Annotated in this window: 12 protein-coding genes; 9 read left to right on the top strand and 3 right to left on the bottom strand. The window is 71.1% G+C overall.

Annotated features, from left to right (window positions below; genetic code table 11):
• Positions 1–101: 101 nt before the first annotated feature.
• On the bottom strand, positions 102–716 hold the full coding sequence (locus ACZ7M7_RS13585) for a TetR/AcrR family transcriptional regulator (protein ID WP_383600617.1): 615 nt from the start codon (positions 714–716) through the stop codon (positions 102–104).
• Positions 717–963: 247 nt separating this feature from the next.
• Between ACZ7M7_RS13585 and ACZ7M7_RS13580 the strand changes: the two genes are divergently transcribed.
• Positions 964–1,785 carry a phosphatase PAP2 family protein gene (locus tag ACZ7M7_RS13580; RefSeq protein WP_472115908.1) on the top strand — a complete coding sequence of 274 codons (822 nt, stop codon included), beginning with the start codon at positions 964–966 and terminating at the stop codon, positions 1,783–1,785.
• A complete protein-coding gene (locus ACZ7M7_RS13575; protein ID WP_383622121.1) occupies positions 1,782–2,786 on the top strand; it encodes a DMT family transporter in 1,005 nt (334 codons plus the stop codon). The genes ACZ7M7_RS13580 and ACZ7M7_RS13575 overlap by 4 nt, the downstream gene beginning before the upstream one ends.
• Before the next feature lie 18 nt (positions 2,787–2,804).
• Here the strand turns inward: ACZ7M7_RS13575 and ACZ7M7_RS13570 are convergent, their stop codons facing one another.
• Positions 2,805–4,856, bottom strand: coding sequence for a phosphocholine-specific phospholipase C (locus ACZ7M7_RS13570; protein WP_472115904.1), 2,052 nt, complete (start codon positions 4,854–4,856; stop codon positions 2,805–2,807).
• A gap of 162 nt (positions 4,857–5,018) precedes the next feature.
• Between ACZ7M7_RS13570 and ACZ7M7_RS13565 the strand changes: the two genes are divergently transcribed.
• The 7 genes from ACZ7M7_RS13565 (at position 5,019) to ACZ7M7_RS13535 (ending at position 12,035) form a co-directional block, all read left to right on the top strand.
• Entirely contained in the window at positions 5,019–6,317 is a 1,299-nt protein-coding gene (locus tag ACZ7M7_RS13565; protein WP_383600628.1) for an MFS transporter, read from the top strand.
• Between the two features lie 293 nt (positions 6,318–6,610).
• Positions 6,611–7,333: a hotdog fold domain-containing protein gene (locus tag ACZ7M7_RS13560; protein ID WP_383600643.1), complete on the top strand. Its 723-nt coding sequence runs from the start codon at positions 6,611–6,613 to the stop codon at positions 7,331–7,333.
• A gap of 147 nt (positions 7,334–7,480) precedes the next feature.
• Positions 7,481–8,008 (top strand): hypothetical protein, encoded by a 528-nt coding sequence (locus tag ACZ7M7_RS13555; protein WP_472115901.1) that lies wholly within the window; start codon positions 7,481–7,483, stop codon positions 8,006–8,008.
• Positions 7,989–9,725: a ubiquinone-dependent pyruvate dehydrogenase gene (gene poxB, locus ACZ7M7_RS13550; protein ID WP_383600649.1), complete on the top strand. Its 1,737-nt coding sequence runs from the start codon at positions 7,989–7,991 to the stop codon at positions 9,723–9,725. Before ACZ7M7_RS13555 ends, poxB begins: the two co-directional genes overlap by 20 nt.
• A 116-nt stretch (positions 9,726–9,841) precedes the next feature.
• A complete protein-coding gene (locus ACZ7M7_RS13545; RefSeq protein ID WP_383600652.1) occupies positions 9,842–10,918 on the top strand; it encodes an aromatic ring-hydroxylating dioxygenase subunit alpha in 1,077 nt (358 codons plus the stop codon).
• Entirely contained in the window at positions 10,915–11,100 is a 186-nt protein-coding gene (locus ACZ7M7_RS13540; protein WP_472115898.1) for a hypothetical protein, read from the top strand. Before ACZ7M7_RS13545 ends, ACZ7M7_RS13540 begins: the two co-directional genes overlap by 4 nt.
• Complete coding sequence (locus ACZ7M7_RS13535) at positions 11,097–12,035, top strand: PDR/VanB family oxidoreductase (RefSeq protein WP_472115895.1); 939 nt, start codon at positions 11,097–11,099, stop codon at positions 12,033–12,035. Before ACZ7M7_RS13540 ends, ACZ7M7_RS13535 begins: the two co-directional genes overlap by 4 nt.
• Here ACZ7M7_RS13535 and ACZ7M7_RS13530 read toward each other — a convergent pair.
• On the bottom strand, positions 11,950–12,801 hold the full coding sequence (locus tag ACZ7M7_RS13530; protein ID WP_472115892.1) for an IclR family transcriptional regulator domain-containing protein: 852 nt from the start codon (positions 12,799–12,801) through the stop codon (positions 11,950–11,952). The two genes, ACZ7M7_RS13535 and ACZ7M7_RS13530, sit on opposite strands and share 86 nt — an antisense overlap.
• Positions 12,802–12,897 lie beyond the last annotated feature (96 nt).

The raw sequence follows: 12,897 nt of genomic DNA, 5'->3' as shown, positions 1-12,897 counted from the left end.
AGGGGAACCCCACCCGGCCGGGGGGTGCGCGCCGCCCCCGTCCCCACGGTGCGGCGCGAACAGGTCACCGTCCAGTCATCCCGTGGACGGCGGCCTGAGTCTCAGGTGAGGCCCAGTGCGGGCAGCACGGCGGCCTCCACGAAACGGACGAGGTAGTCGGGGTCGGCGTCCTCGCCCTCCAGCACGGGACGTGCCCGCAGCACGCCGAAGATCTGCGCGGGGACGTACTCCAGGGCCGGATGGCCGGCGGCGACCTCCCCGCGCTGGACCCCACGCCTCAGGATCTGCCTCAGCGCCTCGATCTCGGGGTCGATGAGTGCCTCACGCAGGGCGCATTTGAGTTCCGGGTCCTCCATCACGGCGTGCCCGAGCGCCTGGAACAGTCGCGTGTCCTTGGCCGACCACGCCCCCGCGGCCCGCGCGGCCTCGCGCAGGTCGTCGGCGAGCGTGCCGGTGTCGATGCCGTCGAAGCGCGTGAGCCGGCTGGAGCGCAGGGCCGCCGCCACGAACTGGGGCTTGGTCCCCCACTGCCGGTAGAGCGTGGACTTGCTGCACCGCGTGCTGGCGGCGACGCCCTCCATGGTGACGGCGTCGTAGCCGCAGGCGCGGATCTGTTCGAGCACGGCGTCGAAGAACTCCCGCTCACGCTCGGGCGTGATCTTGGAGCGGCGCGAGGCGGCGACCGTCTCCGGTCCGTCCGCGGCCTGCGACGTCATGGCTCTTCTCCTCGCTCGGGTGGGGCGGCCTCGCGGGGTGACGGAGGCCGCGTTTCCAGTGTGTCGCACGTCTATCGATACGCCACTGTACCGGAACGCGCCCGTATCGGTACAGTGGCGTATCGGTACAGTGGCGTTTCGGTACGTCGCCGTACCGATGAGTTCGCCGAGCCCCAGCAGTCATGAGCTCGAAAGCTCAGCCCAGCACCACCCAGCACCACCCACCGTCAGCGAAAGGGCCGGGGGAATGAATGCCCGCACCGAGCCTGCCCGGGCGGAGACCGACGCGATAGCGCGGCCTCCGCTCGTCCGTGAGCTCCTGCTTGTCGCAGGGCTCTTCCTCGTCTACAAGTTCGGCCGGCAGCTCGCCACGGGCCACACCGGCGAGGCCTTCCACAACGCGGACCGCGTATGGGACCTGGAACGAACCGTCCACCTGCCCGGCGAGGGCTCGGTGCAGAACCTGCTGCTGCACGGCGACACGCTCATACACGTCGCGAACACCTACTACGCGACCGTCCACTTCCCGGCCACCGCGGCCTTCCTGATCTGGCTCTACCTGCGGCGCCCCGCGCACTACGTCTGGGCCCGCCGCGTCCTCGCCGTCGTCACCGCCGCCGCCCTGGTGGTGCATCTGACGTTCCCGCTCGCCCCGCCGCGCATGCTGGCCGCGACCGGCCTGGTCGACACCGGGCAGCTGTACGGCCCCTCCGTGTACGGCTCGCCCGAGACCGACCACCTCTCGAACCAGTTCGCGGCGATGCCGTCGCTGCACTTCGGCTGGGCGCTGATGGTGGCGATCGGCCTGATCGTGGCGACCCGCTCGCGGTGGCGGTGGCTGTGGCTGCTGCACCCGCTGGTGACCCTGCTGGTCATCGTGGGCACGGCCAACCACTACTGGCTCGACGCGATCGTGGCCACCGCCATGCTCGGCATCGCGCTCGCGGTGACACAGCTGCCGCAGCGCACGGCGACGACGGCCGGACGCGGCGCGGACAGGCTCGTACCGGCGCCCCGCGGTGAGGAAGGCGCCGACGAGGAAGCCGTACTCGTGGGGGCGGGCCGATGAACGCCACCGTCCTCGCCGTCGTCCTGTCGCTGTTCTCCGCCGTCGCCTACGCCGCCGCGGCCGTGGCCCAGGAGCGGCTGGCCTCCCGCGCGGCGGGGTCGGGTCTGCTGCGGCTGCTGGGCTCCGGCGCCTGGTGGGGGTCGGTCCTGCTCAACGGCTCCGGCGCGCTGCTGCACGTAGTGGCCCTCAAGTACGGTCCGCTGACCCTGGTGCAGCCGCTGGGCGCGCTCACCCTCGTGGCCGCGGTGCCGCTGGGCGCGCGCCTCGCCGGGCGACGGGTCAGCGCGGTCGAGTGGCGCGGTACGGCGCTGACGCTCGCCGGCCTGGGCGCGATCCTCGTCACGGCGTCCGGGCCCGCGCCCGACGACGTACTGAGCACGTCCGAGGCGCTGGCGGTCGCCGCGGTGACCGTGATGCTGATCGGCATGCTGTCGCGGCCGGGCGCCCGGCCGGGACTGCGGCACGCGACCGCGTCCGGCTTCGCCTCCGGGGTGGCCTCGGCGCTCACGCAGACGGTCACGGTGGCCGCGACGGACCACTCGGCCCCGCTGCTCAGCCTTCAGGTGGTCGGGGTGGCGTTGCTGGTCGCGGCCCTTGCGGCAAGCGGGCTGCTGTTGTCGCAGACCGCCTACCGGGGCGGCCTCGGCGCCCCGCTCGCGGTGGTGACGCTGGCCAACCCGATGGCGGCCGCGGTCATCGGGCTGGTCCTGCTCGGCGAACGCCTGCAGGGCGGCGCGGCGGGCATCCTGCTCGCGCTGGCCGGGGCGGGACTGGCGTCCCGGGGTGTGGTGCTGCTCAGCCGGGCGACCCCCGAGCCCGCTTCCCCGGCGCCTGCCGCGCCCGGCCCCGCTGCGGACGACGACCACCCCGTCGCCGCCGTGCTGGCCCTGGAGGCTGAGAGGTCGGCGGCACTGTCACCGGCGCCGACGCCCGAGTCGCCTGCCCCGGCACCGGCGTTGGTGCCCCGGCAACCGGAGCCGGGGCACCTCACAGCACACTGAGCGGTACTGCGATCCGGACTAGTCCGTGATGATCGCCGGGTCACTCACACCCGGCCGCCCGTTCTCGACGTGCCCGGCGAAGCGCCGCAGGAACTTCGGGTCGGCGTCCGTGGTGACGGTCAGGTCGTACCAGCGCCGGCTCCCCTGCAGGTCGACGATGCGACGCGCGGTGTCGCCGGGCCGCACCGTCACCGTCGCGGGGCGGCCGCCGTACCCGTTGGCGATCTTCAGGCGCACGCTCGCCGTTCCCTTGTTGGTGAAGGTCAGCTCGATGTCGTCGCCCTTGTGCCGGGCGGTGACCTCGGGGCCGGCCGTCTTGTTCGAGCCCTTGAAGTAGCGCACGAAACCGTTGGGGCCGTGCACGGTCAGGTCGTACGAGCCGTTCGAGTACGCCGAGTTCCAGGTGTCCGCGATGCTCTTGCCGGCCTCTGTGGTGTACATCCAGGGGCCGTCGGTGCGGTTGCCGGAGGTGATGTGGAAGGCGGCACCGGCCTGGGCACCGGAGGCGAAGGTCAGCGTGAACTTGCCGGCCGCCGCGTCGACGGATCCGTCCACGTGCGGGGCGTACTTGAGCGGACGGGCCCGACGCAGACCGCGCTCCTGCTTCGGCATGTCCGGGTCGGCCGGCGGTGTCGGCTTGTAGTCGGGGTGACGCTCGCGGTCCGGCGGCTCGTACTCGTCCGTCTCCGGCAGCGCGGCCGGGCGGCTGTCCTTGCAGGAGAAGTCGAAGGCCGAGGTCAGGTCGCCGCAGATGGCGCGGCGCCAGGGCGAGATGTTGGTCTCCTTGACCCCGAAGCGGCGCTCCATGAACTGCAGGATCGAGGTGTGGTCGAGGGTCTCGGAGCAGACGTAACCGCCCTTGCTCCACGGCGAGACGACCAGCATCGGCACCCGCGGACCGAGGCCGTAGGGGCCGGCCGGACGCTTGCTGTCGCCCTTGTAGAGGTCGAGCGAGACGTCGACGGTGGACTTGCCCTTGGAGGCGTCCTTCGGCGGCAGCGGCGGCACCACGTGGTCGAAGAAGCCGTCGTTCTCGTCGAAGGTGATGAACAGGGCCGTCTTCGACCAGACCTCCGGGTTGGAGGTGAGGGCGTCCAGGACCTGGGCGATGTACCAGGCGCCGTAGTTCGAGGGCCAGTTGGAGTGCTCGGTGAAGGCCTCGGGGGCGGCGATCCAGGAGATCTGCGGCAGCTTGCCGGCCTTGACGTCGGCCTTCAACTGGTCGAAGTACCCGTCGCCGTTCTTGACGTCGGTGCCGGTGCGGGCCTTGTCGAACCAGGGGTCGCCGGGCTGGGCGTTCCGGTACTTGTTGAAGTACAGCAGCGAGTTGTCGCCGTAGTTGCCGCGGTAGGCGTCCTCGATCCAGCCCCAGGAGCCGGCTGCGTCCAGGCCGTCGCCGATGTCCTGGTAGATCTTCCAGGAGACGCCCGCCTGCTCCAGGCGCTCGGGGTAGGTGGTCCAGCCGTAGCCGAGCTCGTCGTTGCCGAGGACCGGTCCGCCGCCCGTGCCGTCGTTGCCCGTGTAGCCCGACCACATGTAGTAGCGGTTCGGGTCGGTGGAGCCGATGAACGAGCAGTGGTAGGCGTCGCAGATGGTGAAGGCGTCGGCGAGGGCGTAGTGGAAGGGGATGTCCTCGCGGTTCAGGTACGCCATGGTCGTGGTGCCCTTGGCGGGGATCCACTTGTCGTACTTGCCGCCGTTGTACGCCTGCTGACCGTCGTTCCAGCCGTGCGGCAGGCCCTCGAGGAACTGCATGCCGAGGTCGTCGGCGTCCGGGTGGAACGGCAGGACGTCCTTGCTGCCGTTCGACTGGTGCCAGATCGACTTTCCGCCGTCCTGCGCCACCGGGCGCGGGTCGCCGAAGCCGCGGACGCCGCGCAGCTGGCCGAAGTAGTGGTCGAAGGAACGGTTCTCCTGCATCAGGACGACGATGTGCTCGACGTCCTCGATCGACCCCGTGCGGTGGTTCGCCGGGAGGGCGGCGGCCCGCTGGATGCTGCTCGACAGAGCAGTGAACGCCGTGGTCGCGCCCGCGACTTGGAGGAATCTGCGGCGATTGACTTCGGGCATGGGTGAGGGACCTCTTCCCATAGGGGGTGATTTGACCGGACGGCATGTGACGGAATGCGCGCGGAAGGAGTGTTCCAGGAGCACCAAACGTCAGGGAAGGGTCCGGTGGCGCTCGTGTGAAAGTCGCGGGTACGTGAGGTGTGCCGGGACCGGGACGCGGGGATGGTCGCGATCATGACAGAGACGACGCGCACGGTATCCCCGCCGGCACAACGGCCCGTACGCCAGCTCCTCGCCGCCTCCGTCGGCAACGCCGTGGAGTGGTACGACTGGTACGCCTACACGTTCCTCGCCACCTACATCGCGGCCGAGGTCTTCCCGAAGAGCGCGGACAACTCCCTGGTGCCGCTGCTGTCGACGTTCGCGGTCTTCGCGGTGGGCTTCTTCATGCGGCCGGTGGGCGGGCTGGTGATGGGCGCGATCGCCGACCGCCGCGGGCGGCGCGCCGCGCTGACGGTCACCATCCTCCTGATGGGCGGCAGCAGCCTGCTGGTCGGTCTGACCCCGACCTACGAGACGGCAGGCGTCCTCGCTCCGGTGATCCTGGTCCTCGCCCGTCTCCTCCAAGGCCTGTCCGTGGGCGGCGAGTTCGCGGCGTCGACGACCTTCCTGGTGGAGTCGGCGGGACCGGGCCGCCGCGGGCTGTTCTCCAGCTTCCAGTACGTGTCGACGACGGCCGGGCAACTCGTGGCCTCGGGCATCGCGACGCTGCTGGTGAACACACTGAGCGACGGGCAGATGAACGGCTGGGGCTGGCGGGTGCCGTTCGTCCTCGGTGCCGTGCTCAGCCTGGTCGGCTTCTGGATCCGGCAGGGCGCGCAGGAGACGAGGAGCACCGAGCAGCAACGGGCCCCGCGCCCCGCCCTGTTCGAGGCGTTGCGCCGCCACCCTCGCCAGTCCCTGCTGATCTGCGGGATCACGGCGGGCGGCACGATCGCGTACTACACATGGACCTCGTACCTGCCGACGTACGCCGAACTCAACGCCGGCATCGAGAAGTCGGACGCGCTGCTGGCGGGCACGATCTCGCTCGCCTTCTTCGCCCTGCTCCAGCCCCTCGGCGGCCTCCTCTCCGACCGCTTCGGCCGCCGCCCCCTGCTGCTCTTCTTCGGCCTGGGCTTCGCCCTCCTCACGGTCCCGCTGCTGCACGCCCTGCGCGACTCGTTCGCGGTGCTGCTGCTCGTGCAGTGCGCGGGCATGGTGCTGCTGACCGGGTTCACCTCGATCAGTGCGGCCGTGAACGCCGAGGTGTTTCCGCCCCGGGTGCGGGCGGCGGGCATCGGGTTCCCGTACTCACTGACGGTCGCGATGTTCGGCGGTACGGCGCCGTACGTCGGCACGCTGTTCAAGGAGCTGGGTCACGCGGATCTGTTCCCCTGGTACGTCGCCGCCCTGTGCCTCGGCTCGTCGCTCGTGTACCTGCGCCTCCCGGAGACGGCCCACAAGCCTCTGGAGCGCTGAACTCCCCGGCATGGCACCGCAGTTGCGCGAGGCGCCGGGTCAGCGAGGCCCGGCGACGGCCCCCCGTACGCTGGACCGACTTCCTGTGGGCCCTCGCCGACATCGACCCGGACATGGCGGTGAACATCGAGCACGAGGACGCGGCGTACTCGCAGACGGAGGGGCTCGCCCTGGCGGCGAAGAACCTGCACAGTGCGGCTGGGGCGCTCTGAGCCCGGGCCGGGGTCGGTGACGGGCTGCCGGTGCAGCCCGTCGCCATGATCTCGGTCCTCGGGTGTGGTGAGGTGGGGATCATGACGACGAGTGACGCGATCGTGGTGCCCGAGCTGTACGTCGGCTACCCCGAGGTGGCCTTCGGCGGGTACGTCGCCGGTGTGCTGGCGGAGCAGTCCGGGGCACGGACGGTACGGGTGGACTTCCGAGGGCCGGTGCCGGTCGAGGTGCCCGTGCGGATCGCCGAAACGGCGGACGGCGGCGTGGAGTTGGGCGAGGCCGAGCGGCCCCTCGCCGCGGCACGCCCCGCCGAGCTGCCGGTCGACGCGCCTGCCGCGCCCTCCTGGGACGAGGCGGCCGCCGCGGCCGAGAGGTTCCGGGCTGCGCCGCCGTCGGGTGTGGTCGACTGCTTCGGCTGCGGGCTGCGTACCGCAGACCGCGGTCTGCGGGTGCACGGCACGCCGGTGCCGGACCTCGGCCTGGTGGCCTCCGCCTGGACCCCGTCCCCCGCCTTCGCCGACCCGGACGGCCGGCTCCCGGCCCCGCTGGTCTGGGGTGCCCTGGACTGCCCGGGACACTGGGCGGGCCGCTTCCTCGGCACCCTGCGCCCAGGAGCGGTCACCGCCTCGCTGACGGGCACGATTCTGCGGCCGGTCGCCGTCGGTGAGCCCTACATCTCGTACGCGTGGCTGCGGTCGGAGTCCGGACGCAAACACACCATGGGAGTGGCACTCGCGACGGCCGGGGGCGAACTGTGCGCCGTCTCAGAAGCGTTGTGGATCGACCCGAGGCCCGCCCCCTGAAAACGCCGCTGCCCGAGCTCGTCGTCCCGTGGCGTGCGAGGCGGAGGTGGCGCATGGTGGAGGTAGGGAGCGGATCCCCCCTGCGTTCCGCGGGCTGCGGGGCAGTCCGGCGTGCCCGGCTCCCGAACAGCCGGGAGGAGGACTTCCATGGTGTGTGTCACAGGTCCACTGCTCTACGGCGCCGCCGCCGGGGCCGCGGGGACGACGGCGCTCAACGTGGTCTCCTACGGCGACATGGTCCTACGGGGCCGGGCGGCCAGTTCGACGCCCGAGACGACCGTACGCAAGCTGGCGCAGAAGCTTCACGTGCGCGTCCCCGGCGAGGGTGAGGCCCAGGAGAACCGCACCACGGCTCTCGGCGCGCTGACCGGCCTGGCTGCCGGGACCGGTATGGGCGTGGTGCTGGGGCTGGGGCATGCGGCCGGTTGGCGTCCGGCTCGAAGTACCCAGTACGCGGTGGGCGTGGTGGGGGCGTTGGTGGCCACCAACGGGCCCATGACCGTACTGGGGGTGACCGATCCGCGGACCTGGGCCGCGACCGCCTGGGCCGCCGACATCGTTCCCCACCTCGCCTACGCGCTGGTGACGGTGAGCGTGTTCAACCGGCTCCTCGGCCTCCGGCCGACCGCAGCCCGGGTCAGGAGGACGTCACATCATGGCCGACACGGTTGCTGACCTGATCGTTTCCATGCTCAAGGCGTCCGGCGTACGACGGGTGTACGGCCTGCCCGGCGACTCCCTCAACGGCTTCACCGACGCTCTGCGCCGTGACGGCACCATCGCGTGGGGACATGTCCGGCACGAAGAGGCCGCGGCCTTCGCCGCCGCTGCCGAGGCAGGCGTGACGGGGCGCCTCGCGGTCGCGGCCGGCAGTTGCGGGCCAGGCAACCTGCACCTGATCAACGGCCTGTTCGACGCGCAGCGCAGCCGGGTGCCGGTGCTCGCGGTGGCCGCGCAGATTCCCCAGGAGCAGATCGGCAGCGAGTACTTCCAGGAGACGCATCCGCAGCTGCTGTTCCGTGAGTGCAGTGTGTACTGCGAACTGGCGAGCATGCCGGAACAGGTGCCCTGGCTCCTGGCAATGGCTGCGCGCGCCGCCCTCGAACGCAGCGGAGTGGCGGTGCTGGTCGTCCCCGGCGAACTGTTCCTGGCGCCGGCGCCCGACAAGCCCGCTCAGCACCCGGTGCTCAGGACGTCGTCCCACATCCGGCCGGACGACGCCGCACTGGCCCGAGCGGCGCAGGTCCTCAACGCGGCCGACCGGGTGACGATCCTCGCCGGGGCCGGCTGCCAAGGGGCGCACGACGAGGCCGTGGCACTGGCCGAGGCGCTGAAGGCGCCCATGGTGCACTCGCTGCGGGGCAAGGAGTTCCTGGAGTACGACAACCCCTACGACGTCGGACTGACCGGGTTGATCGGCTACAGCTCCGGCTACCGGGCGATGGAGCACTGCGACGCGCTGCTGATGCTGGGCACCGACTTCCCCTACCGCTCGTTCTATCCGCGCAAGGCGTCCGTCGTGCAGGTCGACGTGCGGGGTGAGCACATCGGCCGCCGTACGCCGGTGGAGGTACCTCTGGTCGGGACCGTCAAGGACACCGCCCAGGCGCTGCTTCCCCTCCTCGAACGTCGGGGTGACGACAGCTTCCTGAAGACGATGACGGGCCACTACCGGCGGGTGCGCTCCCGCCTGGACCGGCTGGCCGAGGCCAAGCCCACCGACTCCCCGCTGCACCCGCAGTACGTCGCCGCCGCCGTCGACCGGCTGGCTGCCGGTGACGCGGCCTTCACCGCGGATGTCGGCACACCCACCGTTTGGGCGGCGCGCTATCTGCGCATGAACGGGGCACGGCGGCTGATCGGCTCCTTCAACCACGGCTCGATGGCCAACGCCCTGCCGCACGCGATCGGGATTCAGGCCAGCCATCCGGGCCGCCAGGTGATCGCGCTCTCGGGCGACGGCGGCCTGGCGATGCTGCTCGGAGAGCTGAGCACACTGCGGCAGCTGGACCTCCCGGTGAAGGTCGTCGTCTTCAACAACTCGGCGCTGGGTTTCGTCGAGTTGGAGATGAAGGCGGCGGGCGTCGTCACCTACGGCACTGGTCTGGAGAATCCTGACTTCAGCGCCCTGGCCCGCGCGGCCGGGCTGCACGCGTCCCGTGTCCGACGCGCGGACGAACTGGAGGAGGCGTTGCAGGAGGCCTTCGCACACGACGGGCCCGCACTGGTCGACGTCCACACGGAGCGTCAGGAACTCTCGCTGCCTCCCAAACTCACGCTTGAGCAGATCAAGGGCTTCACGTTGTTCGCCACCCGCACCGTCCTGTCCGGGCGCGGTGACGAGGTCCTTGAGCTCACCAGGACCAATCTGCGTCAGCTGAGCCTTGAGTAGGGCCTGCCCTTCCGCCTGGCAGAAGTCGCCTTGCGCGGCGGTCGCGGCCGTCACGACCCTGATGCCAACCACGGCACGCGGGGCGACGGAGCCCCGCCGACAGGGACGGGAACCCCATGCCTCACACCACCGCCTTCGCCAGGAACCAGTGGTACGTCGCCGCCTACAGCCACGAGGTCGGACGCGAGCTCCTCGGTCGGACCGTTCTCGGAGAAACCCTCGTGCTCTACCGCACGCAGGAGGAGGGGTCCCCGGTCGTCCTGCACGACCGGTGTGTGCATCGCCGCTACCCGCTGTCCGAGGCGCCGACCCGGCTCGACGGGGACCGGATCGTGTGCGGGTACCACGGGTTCACGTACGACACCTCCGGGACGTGTGTGTATGTGCCTGGACAGAAACGCGTTCCGCGCACCGCGCGGGTCGCCTCGTACCCGGTGGTCGAGCAGGACTCGCTGATCTGGGTGTGGATCGGCGACCCGGCGCTCGCCGACCCGCAGAGCATCCCGCGGGCCGGGCACCTCGACTCCCCCGGCTGGGTCACCGTGCGCGGCATGGAGCCGATCGACTGCGACTACGGCCTGCTGGTCGACAACCTCCTCGACCTCTCCCACGAGACCTATCTCCACGGCGGCTACATCGGCACCCCCGAGGTGGCCGAGACGCCGATCACCACGGAGGTCGACGAGGGCGCCGGGATCGTCCGGGTGAGCCGGCACATGGACGACGCCGAGTGCCCGCCGTTCTACGCCAGGTCGACCGGGACAGAGGGCCGGATCACGCGCTGGCAGGACATCGAGTACCACGCCCCCTGCCTGTATCTGCTGCACAGCCGTATCGCCCCGGTCGGCGTGCTGCCCGAGGCTGACGGCAGCGACCCGAACGGCTTCCACACCGAGATCACGTACGCCATCACGCCGTCCGGCGACGGCAAGGTGTACGACTTCTGGGCGGTCTCGCGGGACTGGGCGACGGACGACGACGAGGTCACCGAGTTCCTGCGCGGCAACAACCACACCGTCGTCATGCAGGACGTCACCGCCCTCAACCTCCTCCAGCAGACCCTCGGCACCGAGCGCCACGGCTATCAGGAGCTGAGCATCAACATCGACACCGGTGGCCTGGCGGCCCGGCGCATCCTCGCCCGGCTGGTCGAGGAGGGCGCGAAGCCGATGGAGACGGAGAAGGTCCGGTGAGCGGTCCCACCGGTGAGATCTACCGCATCGACTGGCTGCCGGGCACCGACGTCCTGCACGGCACGTGTCACTGCGGCCGCGAGCACACCGCGCAGGATCCGGTGGAGATGTGGGAGTGGATGCTCGCCCACCCCCAGGGACACCGGCTCCAGGCACACGAGCCGCGAGGAACCAGTTCATGAGTGACGTGTACGAAGCCGAACTCGTCGTCGAGCACCGGGAGTTCGCGGCCGACGGCGTCCTCGCCCTCACCCTGCGCCACCCGCTGGGCGAGCAGCTCCCCGCCTGGGAGCCCGGCGCGCACATCGACGTCGTGCTCGGGCCGGAGCTGGAGCGCCAGTACTCGCTGTGCGGCGATCCGGCCGATCGCACGGCCTGGCGGATCGCCGTACTGCGGGAGCCGGACGGGCGCGGAGGATCCGCCCATGTGCACGAGCAGGTGGGGCAGGGTGACAAGGTACGGGTACGGGGGCCGCGCAATCACTTCCGGCTGGAGCCCGCTCCCCGCTATCTCTTCATCGCCGGCGGCATCGGCATCACCCCGATCCTGCCGATGCTGGCCGCGGCCGAGGCGGCGGGCGCCGCGTGGACGCTGCTGTACGGCGGGCGCACTCGTCAGTCCATGGCGTTCGCCGCGGAGTTGGGTCCGTACGGTGAACGGGTGACCGTCGCTCCGCAGGACGAGTCCGGGCTGCTGGACCTGGCCTCGGTGCTCGACGCCGTCCCGACCGGCACCCTCGTCTACTGCTGCGGTCCCGGTCCCCTGCTGGACGCCGTGGAGGCGCGCTGCCCGTCCGGGGTGCTGCGTGTCGAGCGGTTCCGGGCGAAGGAGCAACCGGTCGGTGAGGACGGGGAGTTCGACGTGGAGCTGGCGCAGAGCGGGCTGACGCTCACCGTCGCGCCGGGTGTGTCCGTCCTCGACACCGTGCGCGCCGCCGGCATCGAGCTGCTCTTCTCCTGCACCGAGGGCACCTGCGGCACCTGTGAGACCGATGTCCTCGACGGCGCTCCCGACCACCGGGACTCCGTCCTCACGCCGGAGGAGCAGGAGAGCGGCGAGACGATGATGATCTGTGTGTCCCGCTGCCGGGGAAAGCGGCTCGTCCTGGACCTGTGATGGTGAGGTCGCCCTCGATCCCGGCGACGGTCGCCAGCAAGTGCGGCAGCAGGTCGCTGCGCACGGAGTCGACCGAGTTGCGTCCGGCGTGCACGGCGATGTTGACGGCCGCGACCACCTCGCCGTCCCGGTCCCGCACCGGGGCGGCGACCGACCTGAGCCCCTCCTCCAGCTCCTGGTCGACGACGGCGTAGCCCTGCCGGCGCACGCGGCCCAGTTCCGCGCGCAGGGCGTCCGGCGAGGTGATGGTGCGCGCGGTCAGGGGCTTCAACTCGGCGTCCTGCAGGCGGAGTTCGACCTCCTCGTCCGGCAGATGGGCGAGGATCACCCGGCCCACGGACGTCACGTACGCGGGGAAGCGGGTCCCGACCGTGATCGACGCCGTCATGATGCGACGGGTCGGCACCCGCGCCACGTACACGATGTCGTCGCCGTCCAGGACGCACAGCGACGACGACTCCCGTACCCGGGCGACGAGTTGCTCGAGATGCGGCTCGGCGATCTGGGGCAGCGTGTAGCTGGAGAGGTAGGAGTAGCCGAGTTCCAGCACGCGCGGGGTGAGGCGGAAGAGCCGGCCGTCCTGGTGGACGTAGCCGAGGTCGGCGAGGGTCAGCAGCAGCCGGCGGGCGGCCGCGCGGGTCAGGTCGCAGGTATGGGCGACCTCGCTGAGCGTGCGGGCGGGGTGGTCGGCGTCGAAGCAGCGGATGACGGCGAGGCCACGCTCGAAGGACTTCACGAAGTGTGGTGCGCGGTCTGCCGGAAGCATCGCCACCTCCAATAGTGTCAACAATGTTGTCGGCGACGCCCCGTGCCAGCCTGCCGCGCCTCGCCCGTGCCCCGTCAATTGCCTTGTCTCCGTTGA

This window comes from Streptomyces sp. NPDC111606 (assembly GCF_055656945.1).
Note: the sequence above shows the minus strand (reverse complement) of the source record. Positions and strands in the feature narration are given on the sequence as shown.